The 21550-nt window shown below is 62.2% G+C and carries 21 protein-coding genes; 14 read left to right on the top strand and 7 right to left on the bottom strand.

Going from position 1 to position 21550, the window contains the following annotated elements; genetic code table 11:
- The first annotated feature begins 81 nt into the window (after nt 1-81).
- Nucleotides 82-762, top strand: coding sequence for a DNA-3-methyladenine glycosylase (locus VQ575_RS23180; RefSeq protein ID WP_198726558.1), 681 nt, complete (start codon nt 82-84; stop codon nt 760-762).
- 69 nt (nt 763-831) lie between these two features.
- Complete coding sequence (locus VQ575_RS23185) at nt 832-2148, top strand: bifunctional DedA family/phosphatase PAP2 family protein (protein ID WP_198726560.1); 1317 nt, start codon at nt 832-834, stop codon at nt 2146-2148.
- A 67-nt stretch (nt 2149-2215) separates the two neighbouring features.
- Here VQ575_RS23185 and VQ575_RS23190 read toward each other — a convergent pair whose 3' ends face one another.
- The 3 genes from VQ575_RS23190 to VQ575_RS23200 are packed head-to-tail and all read right to left on the bottom strand — an operon-like array spanning nt 2216 to nt 3895.
- Nucleotides 2216-2806, bottom strand: a complete 591-nt coding sequence (locus VQ575_RS23190; protein ID WP_325918486.1) for an LON peptidase substrate-binding domain-containing protein — start codon at nt 2804-2806, stop codon at nt 2216-2218.
- A gap of 10 nt (nt 2807-2816) precedes the next feature.
- Nucleotides 2817-3533 carry an LrgB family protein gene (locus VQ575_RS23195; RefSeq protein ID WP_039594309.1) on the bottom strand — a complete coding sequence of 239 codons (717 nt, stop codon included), beginning with the start codon at nt 3531-3533 and terminating at the stop codon, nt 2817-2819.
- On the bottom strand, nt 3530-3895 hold the full coding sequence (locus VQ575_RS23200) for a CidA/LrgA family protein (RefSeq protein WP_325918488.1): 366 nt from the start codon (nt 3893-3895) through the stop codon (nt 3530-3532). The genes VQ575_RS23195 and VQ575_RS23200 overlap by 4 nt, the downstream gene beginning before the upstream one ends.
- A 188-nt stretch (nt 3896-4083) precedes the next feature.
- Between VQ575_RS23200 and VQ575_RS23205 the strand changes: the two genes are divergently transcribed.
- The 3 genes from VQ575_RS23205 (at nt 4084) to VQ575_RS23215 (ending at nt 7021) form a co-directional block, all read left to right on the top strand.
- Complete coding sequence (locus tag VQ575_RS23205) at nt 4084-4539, top strand: MaoC family dehydratase (RefSeq protein ID WP_039594307.1); 456 nt, start codon at nt 4084-4086, stop codon at nt 4537-4539.
- 93 nt (nt 4540-4632) lie between these two features.
- Nucleotides 4633-6351, top strand: a complete 1719-nt coding sequence (locus VQ575_RS23210) for a C13 family peptidase (protein WP_045157036.1) — start codon at nt 4633-4635, stop codon at nt 6349-6351.
- A gap of 28 nt (nt 6352-6379) precedes the next feature.
- Nucleotides 6380-7021 (top strand): oxidoreductase, encoded by a 642-nt coding sequence (locus VQ575_RS23215; RefSeq protein WP_045157037.1) that lies wholly within the window; start codon nt 6380-6382, stop codon nt 7019-7021.
- Between the two features lie 55 nt (nt 7022-7076).
- Here VQ575_RS23215 and VQ575_RS23220 read toward each other — a convergent pair whose 3' ends face one another.
- The 4 genes from VQ575_RS23220 to VQ575_RS23235 all read right to left on the bottom strand — a co-directional run bounded on the left by VQ575_RS23220 (nt 7077) and on the right by VQ575_RS23235 (nt 11390).
- The gene (locus VQ575_RS23220) at nt 7077-7361 is read right to left on the bottom strand and encodes a YceK/YidQ family lipoprotein (RefSeq protein WP_045157038.1); all 285 of its coding nucleotides are present in this window, start codon (nt 7359-7361) and stop codon (nt 7077-7079) included.
- Complete coding sequence (ubiX, locus tag VQ575_RS23225) at nt 7354-8001, bottom strand: flavin prenyltransferase UbiX (protein ID WP_045157039.1); 648 nt, start codon at nt 7999-8001, stop codon at nt 7354-7356. Before ubiX ends, VQ575_RS23220 begins: the two co-directional genes overlap by 8 nt.
- Nucleotides 7998-9347 (bottom strand): UDP-N-acetylmuramate:L-alanyl-gamma-D-glutamyl-meso-diaminopimelate ligase, encoded by a 1350-nt coding sequence (mpl, locus tag VQ575_RS23230; protein WP_039594302.1) that lies wholly within the window; start codon nt 9345-9347, stop codon nt 7998-8000. The genes ubiX and mpl overlap by 4 nt, the downstream gene beginning before the upstream one ends.
- A gap of 138 nt (nt 9348-9485) precedes the next feature.
- Nucleotides 9486-11390, bottom strand: a complete 1905-nt coding sequence (locus VQ575_RS23235; protein WP_039594301.1) for a sigma-54-dependent Fis family transcriptional regulator — start codon at nt 11388-11390, stop codon at nt 9486-9488.
- A 287-nt stretch (nt 11391-11677) separates the two neighbouring features.
- Between VQ575_RS23235 and exaC the strand changes: the two genes are divergently transcribed.
- The 9 genes from exaC (at nt 11678) to VQ575_RS23280 (ending at nt 21060) form a co-directional block, all read left to right on the top strand.
- Complete coding sequence (gene exaC / locus VQ575_RS23240; RefSeq protein ID WP_039594300.1) at nt 11678-13198, top strand: acetaldehyde dehydrogenase ExaC; 1521 nt, start codon at nt 11678-11680, stop codon at nt 13196-13198.
- A 99-nt stretch (nt 13199-13297) separates the two neighbouring features.
- Nucleotides 13298-14746: an ethanolamine permease gene (eat, locus tag VQ575_RS23245; RefSeq protein WP_039594299.1), complete on the top strand. Its 1449-nt coding sequence runs from the start codon at nt 13298-13300 to the stop codon at nt 14744-14746.
- A gap of 57 nt (nt 14747-14803) precedes the next feature.
- On the top strand, nt 14804-16198 hold the full coding sequence (locus VQ575_RS23250) for an ethanolamine ammonia-lyase subunit EutB (protein ID WP_325918489.1): 1395 nt from the start codon (nt 14804-14806) through the stop codon (nt 16196-16198).
- Between the two features lie 26 nt (nt 16199-16224).
- Nucleotides 16225-17049: an ethanolamine ammonia-lyase subunit EutC gene (gene eutC / locus VQ575_RS23255; RefSeq protein ID WP_039594297.1), complete on the top strand. Its 825-nt coding sequence runs from the start codon at nt 16225-16227 to the stop codon at nt 17047-17049.
- 106 nt (nt 17050-17155) lie between these two features.
- Nucleotides 17156-17617 carry a GNAT family N-acetyltransferase gene (locus VQ575_RS23260; protein ID WP_039594296.1) on the top strand — a complete coding sequence of 154 codons (462 nt, stop codon included), beginning with the start codon at nt 17156-17158 and terminating at the stop codon, nt 17615-17617.
- A 261-nt stretch (nt 17618-17878) separates the two neighbouring features.
- Nucleotides 17879-18535, top strand: a complete 657-nt coding sequence (locus VQ575_RS23265; RefSeq protein ID WP_039594295.1) for a DedA family protein — start codon at nt 17879-17881, stop codon at nt 18533-18535.
- Nucleotides 18536-18540: 5 nt separating this feature from the next.
- On the top strand, nt 18541-19353 hold the full coding sequence (locus VQ575_RS23270) for a M90 family metallopeptidase (RefSeq protein WP_039594294.1): 813 nt from the start codon (nt 18541-18543) through the stop codon (nt 19351-19353).
- Between the two features lie 255 nt (nt 19354-19608).
- The gene (ppa, locus tag VQ575_RS23275; RefSeq protein ID WP_003205933.1) at nt 19609-20136 is read left to right on the top strand and encodes an inorganic diphosphatase; all 528 of its coding nucleotides are present in this window, start codon (nt 19609-19611) and stop codon (nt 20134-20136) included.
- Nucleotides 20137-20328: 192 nt separating this feature from the next.
- Nucleotides 20329-21060, top strand: coding sequence for a LexA family transcriptional regulator (locus VQ575_RS23280; protein WP_039594293.1), 732 nt, complete (start codon nt 20329-20331; stop codon nt 21058-21060).
- The last annotated feature ends 490 nt before the right edge of the window (nt 21061-21550 follow it).

The raw sequence follows: 21550 nt of genomic DNA on the forward strand, positions 1-21550 counted from the left end.
CGGCTTCTAGGAATGTTCAGCGGTAATTAAGCTTTCCGTTGTTATCATCGCGCTACTTTTGGCCCGACTTCATCCATCGCCATGACCGAATCCCGTCCCGTGCCCATTGCTTTGCCACACGCTTTTTTTGACCGAGACGCCCAGGAGCTCGCCCGGGACCTGCTGGGCAAAGTGATTCGCCACAAGGTGGGCGGCCTCTGGCTCAGCGCCCGAATCATCGAGACCGAAGCCTACTACTTCGCCGAGAAAGGCAGCCACGCCTCCTTGGGCTACACGGAAAAGCGCAGGGCTTTGTTCCTGGACGGCGGGCACATCTATATGTACTACGCTCGCGGCGGCGATTCGCTGAACTTCAGCGCGCAAGGCCCGGGCAATGCGGTGTTGATCAAATCGGCGTATCCCTGGGTCGATGCCATCAGCGGCCCGGACAGCCTGGCGCAGATGCTGCTCAACAACCCCGACGCCCAAGGCCGGCCACGTTCGCCGCAAAAGCTTTGTGCCGGGCAGACCTTGCTATGCAAGGCCTTGGGCCTGAAAGTGCCGGACTGGGACGCCAAGCGTTTCGACCCTGAACGGTTGCTGGTGGAAGACGTGGGCGTGCCGACGGTCAACGTGATCCAGACCACTCGCCTGGGCATTCCGCTGGGACGAGACGAACACCTGCCCTACCGCTTCGTCGATGCCGCCTACGCACCCTGGTGCACCCGCAACCCGCTGCGGCGTGGACAGGTCGAGGGCCGGGATTATTTTTTGCTTTGCTGATGAAATAGGGCGCCTGCCGCTCCCACAGTAAAAGAGCATGCAGCTTGGATAAACAATGGAGTTGTCTTTATGGGCCCATGGCTCGATAGCATTACCGGCTGGCTGACCGTAAACCCGCAGTGGCTGGCGGTGGCGGTGTTTGTCGTGGCTTGCGTTGAATGCCTGGCCATCGCCGGGCTGATCGTGCCGGGCACTGTCTTGCTGTTCGCCATTGCAGTGCTCGCCGGCAGTGGCGCGTTGTCCTTGGGCGAGACCTTGCTGCTGGGGCTTCTCGGCGGATTGCTGGGGGACCTGGTGTCGTACTTCCTCGGCCGGCATTTCCACCAGAACATCCGGCGCCTGCCCGGGCTGCGGCATCATCCGGAATGGATGAGCGCGGCGGAAAGCTATTTCCAACGCTACGGCATCGCCAGCCTGCTGGTGGGGCGCTTCATCGGCCCGCTGAGGCCGATGCTGCCGATGGTGGCCGGGATGTGCGACATGCCATTCCCGCGCTTCGCCATCGTCAGCGTGGTGGCGGCGGCGGGCTGGACCGTGGCCTATCTGTTGCCAGGCTGGGCCACCGGGGCGGCGTTCCGCCTGCCGCTGCCCGAAGGTTTCTGGCCACAAGCCGGCGTGGTCATCGGCAGCATCGCCGTGATGCTCGGCCTGAGCGTCAACAGCAGCCTGCGTCGCCATCGCCATGCCTCGGCGATCATCGCAAGTGTTGGCCTGGTAATCCTGATTGGTATGTTCATCGGTTTCCGCTACCTGACCGCCTTCGACCAGGGCCTGATTGCACTGGTCCAGGAGCATCGCAGCGCGACGCTGGACGAGATCGCCGTGACGTTCACGCTGATCGGTGAATTGCGCTACATGCTGATCGTCTGCAGCCTGGTGACCGGGTTGCTGCTGTTGGCACGGCAATGGCGCCAGGCAATCTTTGCCGGGGGCACGATGCTGCTCACGGCCCTTGCCAATACCGGCTTGAAGTTGTTTTTCGCCCGGGTGCGCCCGGAGATCCTGAGCGAACCACTGACCAGCTACAGCATGCCCAGCGGCCACGCCTCCGGCGCCTTCGCGCTGTTCTTGAGCCTGGCGATCCTGGCCGGCCGCGGACAACCGCCGCGCCTGCGCCTGACCTGGCTGTTGCTCGGCTCGCTGCCGGCGCTGGCCATCGCCCTCTCGCGGGTCTACCTCGGCGCCCACTGGCCGAGCGACATTGTTGCTGGTGCCATGCTCGCCGCCACCGTCTGCGCCGCCGTCCTGTGGCTGAGCCAGCGCCAGGAGCCGCTGCGTGCCATGTCGCCGAAAGTCTGGTGGCTGGTCCTGCCGGCGCTGATGGCGGCCTTCAGTTTCTTCGCCCTGCGGCATCTGCCCCATGCGATGTTGCGGTATGCCTATTGATGCTTGGCGAGGGAAACGAGCTGGAACGCAATCCTTATGGGGACGCTGACATTCCCATATCAGCGTGTCAGGCAAACAACTCGCCCTGCAACTCATCGAGCAACGCCTGGATCGCATCCAGGCGCTGTTGCGGGTCGTCGAGTTGCAGCAGGTCGATCTTGTCCAGTTCGTTGAACGGCAGCAGATAGGCCAATTGATTGGCGAGGGACTGCTGGCCCGTGGCTTCGGTGCCCATGTTCAACGCCTCCACCATCGGATGTTCGGCCAGGGCCTTGAGCAGCGCCACAAGGTCGGCATCTTCGTCCTGCAACGGTTGCTCCGGTTCGTCTTCCAACCACTCGACCTGTGCCACGGTGAGTTGATCGACCTGGACGCTGCTGCTGTGCACGAGGAAACGCCGTCCACCTTGCACGCGAATGCCCAGCAGGCCGTTTTCCTGCTGGGAAAAATCGGTGATCAGCGCCTCACACCCGACCCGTGCATAGCCATCGGGCGCGATGCCGACTTCCTCGCCATCGAGGATGCACACCACGCCGAAACCTTCGCCTTTTTTCATGCAGCGCCCGATCATGTCGAGGTAACGCGCCTCGAATATCTGCAGATCGAGAATGCAACCGGGGAACAACACGGTGTTCAACGGAAACAGCGGCAAGCTCATAACTCGTTCCTTAAACCGTCATTGACACCACCAGCGGCAGCAACACCGCCGTGGCCACGCCCATCAAACTCATCGCCAGGGCCGCGAAAGCACCGGACTCCTCGCTTTCCTGCAACGCCACCGACGTGCCCACCGCATGGGCAGTCAGGCCCAGGGCCATGCCCCGCGCCTCAGGACTGTGGACACCCAACCGGGTCAAAATGCTCGGACCCAGGATCGCACCGAGTACGCCGGTAATCAGCACGAACACCGCCGCCATCGCCGCGACGCCACCGATCTGCTCGGCCACCAGCATGGCGATCGGCGAGGTTACCGACTTGGGCGCCATCGTCATCAGGATCATGTGCTCGGCGCCAAACGCCCAGCCCAGCACCACCGCAGAACCGGTGGCAAACACCCCGCCTATCACCAGCGTAGTAAAAATCGGCCAGAACAATTGACGGATTCGCCGCAGGTTCAAGTACAACGGCACCGCCAGCGCCACGGTGGCCGGCCCGAGCAGAATGCTCAGGATCTCGGTGCTCTTGCGGTATTCGGCGTAGCTGATACCGCAGCCCACCAGCACGCCGATCAAGACCAGCATCGACATCAATACCGGCTGCAGAAACACCCAGCGGGTCTTTTCGAACGCCGCCAGCACCAATTGATAGGCGCCCAAGGTGATGCCGATGCCGAACAACGGATGGTGAATGACCGAGGTCCAGGCGCCCTGCCAATCGAACATCATGGCGCGTCCTCCGGCTCGACACTGTGGCGCCGGGCCAGGCGCTGCATCAGCACCCCCGTCAACGCCACCGACAGGACCAGCGAGAGCACCAGCGCGCCGACAATCGCCCAGAAATCGGCGGCGATCGCCCGGGCGTAGACCATCACCCCCACCGCCGGCGGCACCAGCAACAACGGCAGGTAACGCAGCAGGCTGCTGGCGGCCAGGTTCAACGGCTCGCTGACTTCGCCGCGAGCGATCAGGTAGCCCAGAATCAGCAACAGGCCAACGATCGGCCCCGGCAGGATCGGCAGGAACAAATGGTTGATGGCAGTGCCCAGCAATTGGAACAGCACCAGCCAGGTCAGGCCCCGTAGCAACATCCGCTCTCTCCCCGCAACACGTGTCCAAAGAATGCGCCGGCATTATAAGCACGCCCGCGCTATGGTTCGGCATTCGTAAAAAGCATGGTCGATGACCTTCGCGGTCGGCCATGTTGATCTACAGTGGTTCTCGGGGGCGCAGATCCCCGTTCCATATAAGCAGGACAGATGAACCAAGGAGAGTCTCAATGCCCTATGTTCCCGTTACAGCGCTCAAGGATTATGTCGGCAAGGAACTTGGATGTTCCGATTGGCTGACCATTGATCAGGACCGCATCAATCTGTTCGCCGAAGCCACCGGCGACTTCCAGTTCATCCACGTCGACCCGGTCAAGGCCGCGCAGACCCCATTCGGCAGCACCATCGCCCACGGTTTCCTGTCGCTGTCGCTGATGCCCAAACTGATGGAAGACATCCTGATCCTGCCCGAGGGCGTGAAGATGGTCGTCAACTACGGGCTGGACAGCGTGCGCTTCATCCAGCCGGTGAAAGTCGATTCCAAGGTCCGGCTCAAGGTCGACCTGGTGGACGTGACCGAGAAAAAACCTGGCCAATGGTTGCTCAAGGCCACCGCCACCCTGGAAATCGAAGGTTCGGAAAAACCGGCCTACATCGCCGAGCCGCTGTCGCTCTGCTTCGTGTAGCCCCTCGCGGTCGCGAAACCGCTCATGCAGTTTCGCATCGCTTCAACGCGCATAGCTGCGGCATACTCGTCGCCTGATTACCTGGATCCTGTTATGCGCGCACTTGTACCCCTGACCCTGGCCCTCCTGCTCACCGCTTGTGGTGATGGCGAATCGCTGTTGCCTCCCGACGCGCGCCTGCCCGATGGTGGGCGTTATCGCGGCGACTTGGTGGACGGCCTGTTGCAAGGCCAGGGGCGCATCGACTACCCCAACGGCAGTTGGTACGCCGGCCAGTTCGACAAAGGCCAGTGGCATGGCACCGGTGAGTGGCACGGCAGTAACGGCGAGGTCTATCGCGGCCAATTCGAGCATGGGCTGTTTCACGGCCAGGGCAGCCTGACCACGTCGACCAGCAGCTACACCGGCGGCTTCAAGCTGGGTCGGCGGGACGGCGAAGGGACGCTCAAGGAAAACGGCATGACCTACCGGGGCGAGTTCAAGGCCGACCGATATTCCGGTCTCGGACGCCTCGAACTCGACGATGGCAGCCAGTACCAGGGCCCATTCGTCAACGGCAAGCCCAACGGCGAAGGCCAGCGCTTCGATGCCAGCGGCAACCAGTTCACCGGGCATTTCGTCGACGGCCAACTCCAGGGCAAGGGCACGTTCAACAGTGCCGACGGCGACGTCTACATCGGCGGCTTCCGGAATAACCAACTCAACGGTCGCGGTCGCTACGAAAATGCCGACGGCGATGTCTGGATCGGCCAGTTCAGGGACGGCGCGCTGACCGGCAAGGGCGAATTGATTGGCGCCGACGGTAGCCATTATCGGGGCCACTTCAATGAATGGCGTTTCACCGGCGAAGGCCGGCTCAACCTGCCCGATGGCAGCTTCTACATCGGCCAGTTCGAAGGCGACAGCTATCACGGGCGCGGCACCCTCGTGCTCACCGACGGCACCGTGCAAGGCGGCACCTGGGTCAACGGCCAGAGGATACGCGACGCCGATGGCAGGCTGCTGCCGGACGTGCTTGAGAGAGGCATCCTGGCCCAGGGCCGGCTTCTCGACGACGCTCTCGCCAGCATCCCCGCCTCGACGCCGGCAGTGGAGCTGTACAGCCTGACCCTGGGCGGCGATGGCAAGCAAAGCGTGTTCCTGCGTGAATCCGACTATGTTTCCAATATGCTCGCCAGCCGTTTCGGCGCGTTCGGCCAGATCCGCCTGGTGAACCACCGCGACCACCTCGGCGACCGGCCCATGGCCAGCCGCGAGAGCCTGCGCCGCGCCGCCGCCACCTTGGCCGAACGCAGCGGCCCGGAAGACCTGGTGTTCATCTACCTGACCAGCCACGGCACCAGCGAGCACGAACTGGTGCTCGACCAGCCGCGCATGGAGCTGGCCGATCTGCCGGCCGATGAACTGGCCGCGGTGCTGGCGCCGCTGAAGAATCGCGACAAGATCGTGGTCATCTCGACCTGTTATTCCGGTGGTTTCATTCCGGCGCTCAAGGATGAGCGCACGTTGGTCATGACGGCATCCCGGGCTGATCGGGTGTCGTTCGGTTGTTCCGAGGAGGCCAACTTCACTTATTTCGGCGACGCTCTGTTCGCCCAGGCGCTCAACCAGACCGATGACCTGGAGCAAGCCTTCAAGCGCGCCAAGGGCATCGTTGCCGAACGCGAGCAGGCGGACAATTTCGAAGCATCGGAACCGCAGATCTGGGCGCCGAGGACGGTCCTGTCCCACTGGCAATTGCTGCGCAAGCAACAGGCGCGAAAAGCATTGCAAAGTGCTGCACTGAACGACGAGGGCAAAAAGAGCAACTAAGCTGAATCGTATCAAGGGGAGAAACACTATGTACTTGACGCCTCAGCATGTTTTGCTCGCCGGCGCGACCGGGTTGACCGGGGAACACTTGTTGGACCGGCTGCTCAATGAGCCGACCATCACCCGGGTACTGGCGCCTTCGCGCCGGCCACTGGCCGAGCATCCGCACTTGGAAAATCCGGTTGGGGAACCGGCCGAGTTGCTGCAACGGCTGGAGGGCCCGGTCGACATCGCGTTCTGCTGCCTCGGCACCACCATCAAGAAAGCCGGCTCCGAACAGGCGTTTCGCGCGGTGGACCTTGACCTGGTGGTGGCCTTCGCCAAACGTGCCCGAGAGCTGGGCGCACGGCATCTCATCGTGATCAGTGCGTTGAATGCAGACGCGAAGTCATCGATTTTCTACAACCGGGTCAAGGGTGAAATGGAGGCTGCCCTCAAGGCCCAGGACTGGCCGCAGTTGACCATCTGCCGGCCCTCGCTGTTGCTGGGCGATCGGGTAGAACCGCGTTTGGCGGAGCAACTCGCCGGGCCTTTGTCCAAGTTGATCCCGGGCAAATACCACGGTATCGAAGCCTGCCAACTGGCCCGGGCCATGTGGCGCCTGGCGTTGGAAGAGCAGGATGGGGTGCGGGTGGTGGAGTCGGATGAGTTGCGCAGGCTTGGCAAATAGCCTGGCGCCCGGGACAACAAATGATCCCTAGCACACCTGCATTTTCAGCTTGTCGTTACAGCCCACCCGTGGCCTGGAACCCCACTCCCAGCGCCGTAAACAACGACAACGGCAACAACAAGGTATCCAGCAGCGCACTTCCCGGCAGGTCGAGGCCCGGATAGCTCGGCGCCTCGGCACCAAAACGGTCCTTGGCGCAGCAGCCTCCATTGAGGGCGTACAAGTCCAGGCGTGTCCCGGCATAGACCACCGGCGCTCCTGGCTTGGCGGCGTCGAGGGTGCGAGCGGTGGCGCAGCCGGTCAGTTGCAAGGCCAGCAACACCGCCAGCAGCTTATTCATCGCAGCTCAAATGATGCTCGCCCCAGCGCGGCAACATATCTTGGGGAATGTTCAGCAGGTTAAGGATCCGTGCCACGACAAAGTCGATCAGGTCGTCGATGGTCTGCGGCTGGTGATAGAACCCCGGCGAGGCCGGCAGGATGGTCACGCCCAAGTTCGACAGCTTGAGCATGTGCTCCAGATGAATGCTCGAATACGGCGCTTCCCGCGGCACCAGGATCAACTGGCGGCGCTCCTTGAGCGTGACGTCGGCCGCACGCTCGATCAGGTTGTTGCAGGCCCCGGTGGCAATCGCCGAGAGTGTGCCGGTGGAACACGGCACCACCACCATCGCCGCTGGCGCGCCGGAGCCCGAGGCCACCGGCGACATCCAGTCTTCCTTGCCGTACACACGAATCTGCCCCGCCGCCGCACCGGTGTATTCGGTGAGGAAGGCCTGCATCATCTGGGGCTTGGCTGGCAGGGTCACGTCGGTCTCGGTGGCCATCACCAGTTGCGCGGCCTTGGAGATGAGGAAATGCACCTCGCGCTCCTCGCGCACCAGGCAATCGAGCAGGCGCAAGCCGTACTGGGCGCCGGACGCACCGGTCATCGCCAGCGTGATGCGTTCCGGGCCACCGTCCTGCAAAAGCGTGCTCATTTCAGCGCCTCGGCCAGTTTGCCGTGCAAGCCGCCGAAGCCGCCGTTGCTCATGATCACCACGTGGGTGCCGGGCTGGGCCTGGCTCTTCACGCGCTCGATGATGCCTTCCAGGGAATCGCTGACAATCGACGGCACCGTGCACAGCGCGGCTGTAGCGCCAAGATCCCAGCCCAGGTTGGCCGGTGCGTACCAGATCACCTGGTCGGCATCGACCACGCTTTCCGGCAGGCCGTCGCGGTGGGCGCCGAGCTTCATCGAGTTGGAACGCGGCTCGATGATCGCAATCAGCGGCGCATCACCGATGCGCTTGCGCAAACCGTCGAGGGTGGTGGCGATAGCCGTCGGGTGATGGGCAAAGTCGTCATAAATGGTGATGCCGCGCACCTCGGCGACTTTCTCCATCCGCCGCTTCACGCTCTTGAACGCGCTCAACGCGGCGATGCCCATCGACGGCACCACGCCGACATGACGAGCCGCCGCCAAGGTCGCCAAAGCGTTGGCAACGTTGTGTTGGCCGGTCATGTCCCACTCAACCACGCCTTGGGACTGGCCCTCGAACATCACTTCGAACTCAGAGCCGTCTTCCTTGAGCAATTTCACCTGCCACTGCCCGCCCGCGCCGGTGGTTTGCACCGGGGTCCAGCAGCCCATTTCGATGACGCGCTGCAACGCCGGCTCGGTGGTCGGATGAATCACCAGGCCTTCGCTGGGGATGGTGCGCACCAAATGGTGGAACTGTCGCTCGATGGCCGGCAGATCGGGAAAGATGTCGGCATGATCGAACTCGAGGTTGTTGAGGATCGCCGTGCGTGGACGGTAGTGGACGAACTTCGAGCGTTTATCGAAAAACGCACTGTCGTATTCGTCGGCCTCGATCACGAAAAACGGCGTGCCGCCCAAGCGCGCCGATACCGAGAAATTCTGCGGCACGCCACCGATCAGGAAGCCCGGGCTCATCCCGGCGTGCTCCAGCACCCAGGCGAGCATGCTGCTGGTGGTGGTCTTGCCGTGGGTGCCGGCCACGGCAAGGACCCAACGGCCCTGCAACACGTGATCGGCCAGCCACTGCGGGCCCGAGACATACGGCAGGCCTTTGTTGAGCACGTACTCCACCGCCGGGTTGCCACGGGACATGGCGTTGCCGATGACCACCAGGTCCGGCGCCGGCTCCAGTTGCGCCGGGTCGTAGCCTTGGGTCAGCTCGATGCCCTGAGCCTCCAGCTGCGTGCTCATGGGCGGATAGACGTTGGCGTCGGAACCGGTCACATGGTGGCCCAGCTCTTTGGCCAGGACCGCCATCGAACCCATGAAAGTGCCGCAAATACCGAGAATATGGATGTGCATAGTCGACCTCGTAAACATGGCCGCAGGTTAGCGTAGGGAGGGGAAAATCGCACCTTGTGTTTCAGCCCCCCGTACACAGGCGGCTGACCGCACAACAGCAGTCAGCAGTCAGCAGTCATCTGATTAATTATCAGTGGTTCAGCGGGCAATCGCGTGTTTACGCAGCTTGCGGTAGAGGGTATTGCGGCTGATGCCCAACTGTTCCGCCGTGTGGGTCATGTGCCAGCGCTGGCGCTCCAGTGCATCGAGCAGCGCCAGGCGCTCGGCGTCTTCCAGTGGCCGTTCCGCCACTGCCTCGACCGCCGCAACCGGGCGCTGGCGGATCATCGCCGGCAAGTCCTCCAACCCGATCCGCCCGCCGTCGCACAACGCAGCAAGGGTACGCAGCACATTGCGCAGTTGCCGCACGTTGCCCGGCCAGTCGAACCCCAGCAACGCCTGGCGCGCCGGTTCGTCGATAAACACCGGCTCGGCACCGCTCTCTTCAGCCAAGAGGAAGTCCAGCAACTGCGACTTGTCACTGCGCTCACGCAACGCCGGCAGCGGGATTTCCAGGCCATTGAGGCGGTAATACAAATCCTCGCGGAAACTGCCATCGCGCACCCGATCGAGCAACTGTCGGTGGGTGGCACTGATGATGCGCACGTTCACCGGCTCCGGTTCGCCGCCGATGGGCACCACCTGGCGATCTTCCAGCACCCGCAGCAACCGAGTCTGCAAGGCCAAGGGCATGTCGCCGATTTCATCGAGGAACAGCGTGCCGCCGTCGGCCTGTTGCAGCTTGCCGCGCATGCCCTCCTTGCGGGCGCCGGTAAAGCTGCCGCCGCGATAACCGAACAGCTCGCTCTCGATCAGGCTTTCCGGAATGGCCGCGCAGTTGAGGGCGACGAAGTTTTTCCCCGAGCGCTGGCTGGCGTGGTGCACCGCCTTGGCAAACGCCTCCTTGCCGGAGCCGGTCTCGCCATGGATCAACAGCGGCACATCGCGCTCGTAGACCCGCAGCGCCTTGCGAAAATGCTCCTGCAACGCCGCATCCCCCAGGCAGATCCCTGGCAGACGCGCGGGCTCGACCACTTTGAAGGCCGGCGCGACTTGCACCGGCACGCTGCGCGGTTGGCCGCGCAACACGGCGAACAAATGCCGGCCATCGCGGGTACGCAACGGCCAACTGGCGCTGGCCTGGGCGCTGGCCCGGCCCATCAGCTCATCCAGCGAACAGTCGAAGAAGTCCTCGACCCGCTGGCCAAGCAAGCCGCCACGCATGTGCCCGAGCAGGTTCAACGCGCTCTGGTTGACCGCGCAGATCCGCCCTTCGCCGTCGAACGCCATCAAGCCTTCGCTGAACAGCCCCACGGACTCGGCCTGCAAGTGAAAGCGCAGCAGCCATTGATTGTCGAAGCAACGAAGGAAATAACAGCTCTCGATCATCTTCGCCGAGAGGTTGACCAAGGCCATGGTGTGGAATTGGCTCTGGCGCGACACGTCCGGTCGGGCCGAGGACACGTCGAGCACCGCCAGCAACTCACCCTGGGGATCGAACACCGGGCTGGCCGAGCAGGTCAGGCCGGTGTGGCGGCCACGAAAGTGTTCTTCCTGGTGGATAGTCAGGGCCTGGCGTTCCACCAGGCAGGTGCCGATGCCGTTGGTGCCTTCGCAGGCTTCGCTCCAGTCGGCGCCGAGCCAGAGGCCGGCCCGTTCGAAAATCTTCCGTTCGCTGGGGGCGGTGACGCAGTTGAGGATCACGCCCCGGGCGTCGGTCAACAGCACCGCGTGGCCGGCGCCGGACAGTTGTTGATGCAGGCTGGTCATTTCCGTGCCGGCGATGTGCAACACCTGTTGCAAGCGCTCGCGGCTCTCCAGCACCCGGCCATGTTCGAGCACCGTCGGCGCCAGGTTCTGGGCCGGGTCGAGGTGATAGTCCTCGAGGCAGCGCAGCCAGGAACGGGCAATCGACGGATCGCTGCCAGGGCCCTGCAAATGGGCCTTGCCCTGGGTGACCGTCAGGACTTGCTGGGCATGGCGACTCAAATGGTTGCTGTGCATTTCTTATTGTTCTCCCCGAGGGTAGCGGTCCTCAGCATCCTCCAGCCCACCGACCTTTGCAATGCTGGCGCGACCTGCCAGTCACAGACTGTCTCAACCATGGCACAAACTGTCACACGCTGCGTATCGCAAGCGTGACACAGGCCCTCCGTTTATCCGACGAACTCATCCTAAAGTCTTGATTTCCGGGCCCTGCAAGGCAATGGCCCAACCTTTGCTCTAGGCTTAAGTACCAGCGCGAATTTGCGCGGCTCCCTAATAAGCACAAAAGCCAAGGAGAACTCATCATGCGTTACGCTCACCCCGGTACTGAAGGCGCTATCGTTTCGTTCAAGGCTAAATACGGTAACTACATCGGCGGCGAGTTCGTCGCGCCTGTCAAAGGTCAGTACTTCACCAATACATCCCCGGTCAATGGCCAGCCCATTGCCGAATTCCCGCGCTCCACGGCCGAAGACATCGACAAAGCCCTGGACGCCGCCCACGCTGCCGCCGATGCCTGGGGCGCCACCTCGGTCCAGGCCCGTTCGCTGATTCTGCTGAAAATCGCCGACCGCATCGAAGCGAACCTCGAAACCCTGGCGATCACCGAATCCTGGGACAACGGCAAGGCCGTGCGCGAAACCCTCAACGCCGACATCCCCCTGGCTGCCGACCACTTCCGCTACTTCGCCGGTTGCCTGCGGGCCCAGGAAGGCGCCGCCGCCGAGATCGACGGCAACACCGTGGCCTATCACATTCATGAACCGCTGGGCGTGGTCGGGCAGATTATTCCGTGGAATTTCCCGCTTCTGATGGCTGCCTGGAAACTCGCCCCGGCCCTCGCCGCCGGTAACTGCGTGGTGCTCAAGCCCGCCGAGCAAACCCCGCTGGGCATTTGCGTACTCATGGAACTGATCGGCGACCTGCTGCCTCCCGGCGTGCTGAACGTGGTGCAAGGTTTCGGCAAAGAAGCCGGCGAAGCCCTCGCCACCAGCAAGCGCATCGCCAAGATCGCCTTCACCGGTTCCACCCCGGTGGGCTCGCACATCATGAAATGCGCCGCCGAGAACATCATCCCGTCCACCGTAGAACTGGGCGGCAAGTCGCCGAACATCTTCTTCGAAGACATCATGCAAGCCGAGCCGAGCTTCATCGAGAAAGCCGCCGAAGGCCTGGTATTGGCCTTCTTCAACCAGGGCGAAGTCTGCACCTGCCCATCCCGCGCCCTGGTGCAGGAGTCGATCTACGACGAATTCATGCAAGTGGTGATGAAGAAGATCGAACAGATCAAGCGCGGCGACCCGCTGGACACCGACACCATGGTCGGCGCCCAGGCGTCCGAGCAGCAATTCGACAAAATCCTTTCGTACCTGGAAATCGCCAAGGGCGAAGGCGCCGAACTGCTGACCGGCGGCCAGGTGGAAAAACTCGAGGGCAACCTGGCGACCGGGTATTACATCCAGCCGACCCTGCTCAAGGGCACCAACAAGATGCGCGTGTTCCAGGAAGAAATCTTCGGCCCGGTGGTGAGCATCACCACCTTCAAGGACGAAGCCGAAGCCCTGGCCATCGCCAACGATACCGAGTTCGGCCTCGGCGCCGGCCTCTGGACCCGCGACATCAACCGCGCCTACCGCATGGGCCGGGCGATCAAGGCCGGTCGCGTGTGGACCAACTGCTACCACCTGTACCCGGCGCATGCCGCGTTCGGTGGCTACAAGAAGTCCGGCGTCGGGCGTGAAACCCACAAGATGATGCTCGACCACTACCAGCAAACCAAGAATCTGCTGGTGAGCTACGACATCAATCCGTTGGGGTTCTTCTAAGTAAAAAGGGCGGGGCAGTTCATGCTGCTTCGCCCTTTCATAGCTATCGCGAGCTCTCCCTCCCACAGGGCAAAAAACAATAAAAACAGGTAAACCCTTATGCCAAGCGATCATGCAAACCCGCAATCGGCAACGTCCTCGGTCGACTTCGAAAAAGTCGGCTCCGAATATTTCCAACAACGCGAACTGAAAAAAGGCGCGGCGGGCTGGGTCCTGCTGGTGGGCCTGGGCGTGGCCTATGTCATTTCCGGCGATTACGCCGGCTGGAACTTCGGCCTGGCCCAGGGTGGCTGGGGCGGGATGTTCCTCGCCACGCTGCTGATGGCCGCGATGTACCTGTGCATGTGCTTTTCCCTCGCCGAGCTGTCCTCGATGATCCCCACCGCCGGCGGCGGCTACGGTTTTGCCCGCAGTGCCTTCGGGCCCTGGGGCGGGTTTCTCACGGGCACGGCGATTTTGATCGAATACGCCATCGCCCCGGCGGCGATTGCCGTGTTCATCGGCGCCTATTGCCAGTCTTTGTTCGGCATTGGCGGCTGGATGATCTACCTGGCGTTCTACATCATCTTCATCGCCATCCACATATTCGGTGTCGGCGAAGCCCTCAAGCTGATGTTCATCATCACCGCCGTCGCCGCTCTGGCGCTGGGGGTTTTCCTGGTGGCGATGGTGCCGCACTTCAACGTCGCCAACCTGTTGGACATCCCCGTCAAGGACGCGGTGGGCGCCAGTCCGTTCCTGCCCTTCGGCTACGTCGGCGTCTGGGCGGCCATTCCCTATGCGATCTGGTTCTTCCTCGCCGTGGAAGGGGTGCCCCTGGCCGCTGAAGAAACCAAGAACCCAAAGCGCGACCTGCCCCGCGGTCTGATCGGCGCCATGCTGGTGCTGGTGGCCTTCGCCCTGCTGATCCTGGTGATCGGCCCGGGCGGCGCCGGCTCGAACGCGCTGATGGCCTCGGGCAACCCGCTGGTGGAAGCCCTGGCCAAGGCCTACGGCGGCTCGACCTGGATGGGCAGCTTCGTCAACCTCGTCGGCCTGGCCGGTTTGATCGCCAGTTTCTTCTCGATCATCTACGCGTACTCGCGGCAGATCTTTGCCTTGTCCCGTGCCGGCTACCTGCCGCGCAAACTCTCGGAAACCAATAAAAGCAAAGCACCGGTCCTGGCACTGGTGATCCCCGGCATCATCGGTTTCGGCCTGTCCTTGACCGGCCAGGGCGACCTGCTGATTCTGGTAGCCGTGTTCGGCGCGACCATCTCCTACGTGCTGATGATGGCCGCGCACATCACCCTGCGCATCCGTCGCCCCAAAATGGACCGGCCATACCGCACGCCGGGCGGCATCTTCACCTCGGGCGTGGCCCTGGTGCTGGCGTGCATCGCCGTGGTGGCGGGCTTCTTGGTCGATCCACGGGTGGTGATCGGCGCCGCGATCATCTATGGAGTGTTAATTGCTTACTTTGCTTTCTACAGTCGGCATCACTTGGTCGCAGGCACGCCCGAAGAGGAATTCGCGGCCATTCAAAAAGCCGAAGAAGCCTTGCACTAAGCCGTAACGTGCCGAAAACCACGGCGCCGCCCAGCGGCGCCGTCACGGAGAACCTGTATGGCCAGCTTTGCACACACGGTCGGCGCCCAGACCTACCGCTTCGATAGCCTCAAAGACCTGATGGCCAAGGCCAGCCCGGCCCGTTCCGGGGACTTCCTGGCCGAGATCGCCGCGCTTAACGATGGCGAACGCGTGGCCGCGCAAATGGCTTTGGCTGACTTGCCCCTCAGCCATTTCCTGCAAGAAATGCTGATTCCTTACGAGGCCGACGAAGTCACCCGGCTGATCGTCGACACCCACGATAAACAAGCCTTCGCCGCCGTCAGCCACCTCACCGTCGGCGGTTTTCGCGACTGGCTGCTCAGCGAAGCCGCCGATGAACAAAGCCTGCGGGTACTGGCCCCGGGCCTGACGCCGGAGATGGTCGCCGCCGTCTCGAAGATCATGCGCGTGCAGGACCTGGTGCTGGTTGCGCAGAAAATCCGCGTGGTCACCAAATTCCGCGGCACCCTCGGCCTGCGCGGGCGCCTGTCCACGCGCCTGCAGCCCAACCACCCTACCGACGAACCCGCCGGCATCGCCGCGAGCATCCTCGACGGCCTGCTCTTCGGCAACGGCGACGCCATGATCGGCATCAACCCGGCCACCGACAGCACGGCCTCGATCTGCGCCATGCTGGAAATGCTCGACGCCATCATCCAGCGCTACGACATCCCCACCCAAGGCTGCGTGCTGACCCACGTCACCACCTCCATCGAAGCGGCCAACCGTGGCGTGCCCCTGGACCTTGTGTTCCAGTCCATCGCCGGCACCGAAGCGGCCAACGCCAGTTTCGGCATCAGCCTGAACATTTTGAAGGAAGGCTACGACGCCGGGCTCAGCCTGAATCGCGGCACTTTGGGCAACAACCTGATGTATTTCGAAACCGGCCAGGGCAGCGCGCTGTCGGCCAACGCCCACCACGGCGTCGATCAACAGACCTGCGAGACGCGGGCCTACGCCGTGGCGCGACATTTCAACCCGTTCCTGGTGAATACGGTTGTAGGCTTCATCGGCCCGGAATACCTGTACAACGGCAAACAGATCATCCGCGCCGGCCTCGAAGACCACTTCTGCGGAAAACTTCTGGGCGTGCCGATGGGCTGCGACATCTGCTACACCAACCACGCCGAAGCCGACCAGGACGACATGGACACCCTGCTGACCCTGCTGGGCGTGGCCGGGATCAACTTCATCATGGGCATCCCCGGCTCCGACGACATTATGCTCAACTACCAGACCACCTCGTTCCACGACGCCCTCTACGCCCGCCAGACCCTGGGCCTGAAACCGGCGCCGGAATTCGAAACCTGGCTGGCGAACATGGGCATCTTCACCCAGGCCGATGGCCGGGTGCGGTTCGGCGACAACCTGCCGCCGGCGTTTCGTCATGCCCTCGCGCATTTGGGATAAGCCGCATTTTTATGAGTGAGTTGCCCATGGATAAAACACCTGTCGATTCGCAAAACCCCTGGCTGAACCTGCGCACCCTGACCCCGGCGCGCATCGCCCTGGGCCGCACCGGCACCAGCCTGCCCACCTCGGCGCAACTGGACTTCCAATTCGCCCACGCCCAGGCCCGCGATGCCGTGCACCTGGCGTTCGATCATCAGGGCATTCGCGCACAGTTAACCGAGCGCGGCCGTGAAAGCCTGTTGCTCCACAGCGCGGCCAGCGACCGCAACAGCTATCTACAACGCCCGGACCTGGGCCGACGGCTCGACGACATTTCCGCACAAATGCTGCAGGACTACGCGGCGGCCCATCCCGGCGGTGTGGACTTGGCCATTGTCGTCGCCGATGGCCTGTCGGCGCTGGCGGTGCATCGCCATACCTTGCCGTTCCTGGCGCGGCTGGAAGAACAGATCGCCGCTGAAGGCTGGTCGGTGTCGCCCGTGGTCCTGGTGGAACAGGGCCGCGTCGCCGTGGCCGATGAAGTGGCCGAACGCCTTGGCGCAAAGATGTCGGTGATCCTGATCGGCGAACGTCCCGGCCTCAGCTCCCCCGACAGCCTGGGGCTGTATTTCACCTACAACCCCAAGGTCGGCCTGACCGACGCCTACCGCAACTGCATCTCCAACGTCCGCCTCGAAGGTTTGAGCTACGGCATGGCGGCCCATCGCCTGATCTACCTGATGCGCGAGGCCTGTCGCCGGCAGCTTTCGGGGGTGAATCTGAAGGACGAAGCCCAGCTTCACACTCTAGAGTCGGAAAACGCTGCCGATATGAAAGGTAATTTCCTACTGGCGCCGCCCCCAAGCTGAACCTGTATCGCAATTGCGCTTTTGATCCGCTTTCAGGCAGCATCTTGGCACGGCAGTCCGCCGTTGTTGTCAGACTTCATGTCGACCTTTGCAGACGAGACCTACCATGCGGATTATCCAAGCGACGCTGGAACACCTGGACCTGCTGACCCCGTTGTTCGTCAAATACCGGGAATTCTATGGCTCGCTGCCGTTTCCGGATTCGTCCCGGGCCTTCCTGGAAAAACGCCTGCGCCGCAAGGAATCGGTGATCTACCTGGCCCTGCCCGATGACGACGACAGCAAATTGCTCGGCTTCTGCCAGCTCTACCCAAGCTTCTCGTCCCTGTCGCTCAAGCGCGTGTGGATCCTCAACGACATCTACGTCGCCGAAGACGCCCGCCGCCAACTCGTCGCCGACAACCTGATCCGCACCGCAAAAAAAATGGCCAAGGAAACCAACGCCGTGCGCATGCGCGTCTCCACCAGCAGCAACAACGAAGTGGCGCAGAAAACCTACGAGTCGATTGGGTTCAAGGAAGACACCGAGTTCAAGAACTACGTGTTGCCGATCAGCGAAGGGCTTTGAGCCCTAGGGCTGCCCGCGGCAACCCTGGCCTAACTCCCGTGGCGAGGGGGCTTACTCCCTCGCCACAAAAGCGGTCCGAGCCACACCTCATCCAGCCACTCCCTCAGAAATTCCCAGCTACAAACTCCCCCCGCACTCCCCCCGCCCCACCGTATAATGCCGCTCTTTCCAGCTTGTAAGAAAAAGCTACACACCCTGTAGCCATACTCAAAGCCAGACCCACCAGCCCCGCCGAGCCGGGCCGCCACCAAGGTGTTATGCATGGATTTCAACCCCCTCGACCTCATTCTGCATCTCGACGTCTACCTCGACATGCTGGTGACCAACTACGGCACGTGGATCTACGCCATCCTGTTCCTGGTGATCTTCTGTGAAACCGGCCTGGTGGTCATGCCGTTCCTGCCGGGCGACTCGCTGCTGTTCATCGCCGGCGCCGTCGCCGCCGGTGGCGCCATGGACCCCGTACTGCTGGGCGGCCTGTTGATGCTCGCGGCGATCCTCGGCGACAGCACCAACTACCTCATCGGCCGCACCGCTGGCGAAAAACTGTTCAGCAACCCCAACTCGAAAATCTTCCGCCGCGACTACCTGCAACAAACCCACGACTTCTACGACAAGCACGGCGGCAAAACCGTGACCCTGGCGCGCTTCCTGCCGATCATCCGCACCTTCGCGCCCTTCGTCGCCGGCGTCGGCAAAATGCCTTACCCGCGCTTCTTCGGCTTCAGCGTACTCGGCACCATCCTGTGGGTCGGCGGCCTGGTGACCCTCGGCTACTTCTTCGGTAACGTGCCGTTCATCAAGCAGAACCTGTCGCTGTTGGTCATCGGTATCATTCTGCTGTCGCTGCTGCCGATGATCATTGGCGTGGTGCGCAGCAAACTGAGCCAGCGCGCCTCGAAAGCCCAACCGCGCTGATCGCCATGTGGTCCCTGAGCAACTGGCGCCGTCGACGCACCCTCGCCAAACACCCCGTGGCCGATGACACCTGGCAGCGGGTGCGCCAGCAATTGAGCTTCCTCGATGGCATTAGCGCCGCCGAAGACCAATGGCTGCGGGAAGCCTGCGTGCTGTTCCTGCACGATAAACACCTCACCGCCCTGCCCGGCGTCGAACTGCACCAGGAACAACGCCTGCTGCTCGCCGCCCAGGCCCAATTGCCGCTGATGCACCTCGGCGACCTGAATTGGTACCAGGGCTTCCACGAAATCGTCCTCTACCCCGACGACTTCCTCAGCCCCCAGCGCTACCGCGACGCCAGCGGCATCGAACACGAATGGGACGGCGAACACAGCGGCGAAGCCTGGCCCCAAGGCCCGATCATCCTGGCCTGGGACGGCGTCATGGCCAGCGGCGGCTGGGACGGCTACAACCTGGTGATCCACGAACTGGCGCACAAACTCGACATGCTCAACGGCGACGCCAACGGCCTGCCACCGCTGCACGCCGACATGCGCGTCAGCGACTGGGCCGACGCCATGCAACAGGCCTTCGACGACCTCGATCGCCAACTCGACCACAACCCCGACGCAGAAACCGCCATCGACCCCTACGCCGCGGAAAACCCGGCGGAGTTTTTCGCCGTCACCAGCGAATACTTCTTCAGCGCCCCAGACCTGCTGCACCAGGCCTATCCACGAGTGTATGAACAGCTCAAGGCGTTCTACCGCCAGGATCCATTGGCCCGGCTGCGGCAACTTCAGGCCGAAGATCCGGTCTATCAGGCGTCATACTAAGGTCTCTAGGCTTTGCACGAAAAGTCGCCGAGCGGCGATCAGGCAAGGCGAAAACAGGCGAGGAAGCGGAGTTGACTGGTTGTCAATGAGCATTCCGAGCCTGTTTTCAACACAGCCTGATCGTCGCGCAGGCACTTTTCGTACAAAGCCTAAGACCCTGGTAGCGTGGCAACAGCGGCCAAATATGCCTATAATCGCCGCCACTTTTTGGTCAATCCGACCAGTCATCTGGTCAACTAACGGGGGCACCGCCCAATGAGCTACAGCAAGATTCCGGCTGGCAAAGACCTGCCGAACGACATCTACGTCGCGATCGAAATCCCGGCCAACCACGCCCCGATCAAATACGAAATCGACAAAGACAGCGATTGCCTGTTCGTTGACCGTTTCATGGCCACCCCAATGTTCTACCCGGCCAACTACGGTTACATCCCCAACACCCTGGCCGACGACGGCGACCCCCTCGACGTGCTGGTCGTAACCCCATACCCAGTGGCCCCAGGCTCGGTCATCCGCGCCCGTCCAGTCGGCATCCTGAACATGACCGACGACGGCGGCGGCGATGCCAAAGTCATCGCAGTGCCACACGACAAACTGTCGCAACTGTACGTCGACGTGAAGGAATACACCGACCTGCCACCGCTGCTGATCCAGCAGATCGAGCACTTCTTCGCGAACTACAAAGACCTCGAAAAAGGCAAATGGGTCAAGATCGAAGGCTGGGCCGGCGCAGACGCCGCCCGCGAAGCCATCACCAAGTCGGTTGCCGCCTACAAAGGCTGAGTCGAACTCGAAAAAAACCCCGGTTAACCGGGGTTTTTTTATGCCTGGAGCATCATTAATACCACTTCGTATTGGCAGTGTTTAAATGTGTTTAACGCGCCAGTTTCGATTCCTGCAAACGGAAAGATCATCTTATAAATTTGCACGACATGTTTATTGCCGAAAGCCCAGTCGCCCCTAAACTTTCCGTTTATGAAAATACATTCCAGTGGCGACCGCTTCAGAGCCCTTCTCAAAGAAGCCAATATCCGATCCGCCGACTTCGCGAAGTTATACGGCGTTAAGTCGCAGCACGTGAACAACTGGTTCAACCGTGGCATCCCGCCTGCGCGCATCTACAGCATCGCCGGCCTGCTCACCGTCAGCCCGCAATGGCTCGCCACCGGCGAAGGCCCACAGACCCCACTGGGCCTCGGCCCCGGCACCACCTATGAAGCCGCCGAAAACGACGGCGTCTACAGCGTGGCGGAACCCATGGACATCGAACTGCCTTTCTACAAGGAAGTCCCCATCGCCCCCGGCGAAACCAAAACCCACATCACCGAAATCCCCGACCAATCCATCCGCCTACCCCGCAGCCACCTCGAATCCCTCGAAATCGACCCCAGCGACGCCATCTGCACCACCATGGTCGGCGACAGCATGGCCGACCGCATCGAAGACGGCTCCACTCTCGCCATCGACCGCGGCCTGACCCAGATCGTCGACGGCCAAATCTACGCCCTCGAACACGACGGCATGCTTCGGATCAAATACCTGCACCGCATCCCCGGCAACCGACTGCGGCTGCGCAGCCACAACAGTGCTGCTTATCCGGATGAAGTCTTCAGCGCAGAGCAGATCGACGCACAACACATCCACGTGATCGGCTGGGTGTTCTGGTGGTCAACCCTCAACAAACAGAGACCGCCGGTGTTCGACTAACCCACCCAAGGCCAGAAACAGTGGCAGGAACTGCAGTAGAAGCTGTGGCAGGAGCTGTGGCAGGAGCTTTTTGTGGCGGGGGGATTTATCCCCGCTGGGCTGCGCAGCAGCCCCCTGCTTTTCCCCTGAATCACCCTAACCCAATGATTCCACACCACTTACCACTGGGATTCTGAACCAAACCCGCGTATCCTCCGCCCCACATTTGCGAGCCCACGCCTCGCACCGACAAGGCAGATCACTTTCTGACCAAGTCCCACAGCCGGCCGCGAGAGCCGGATGTACGTTTTGAAGGCTGGTAAGGTTTGTCAAAAACGAACTGAATCAGTCAACGAGAAGCCGGCCATAAGCCGGCTTTTTAATGCGTCATTTATTGACCATTACCCATCCCACACGCCCAAGACAACTCCAGTTGCTTATTGAATGGCGCAATGCCATGGCCAAACTCGCCTTACCTTCGTTAAGCTACCGCGGCTTACGCATCAAAGCG

Origin of the sequence: Pseudomonas frederiksbergensis (genome assembly GCF_035751725.1) — a bacterium.
Classification (GTDB): Bacteria; Pseudomonadota; Gammaproteobacteria; order Pseudomonadales; family Pseudomonadaceae; genus Aquipseudomonas; species Aquipseudomonas frederiksbergensis_A.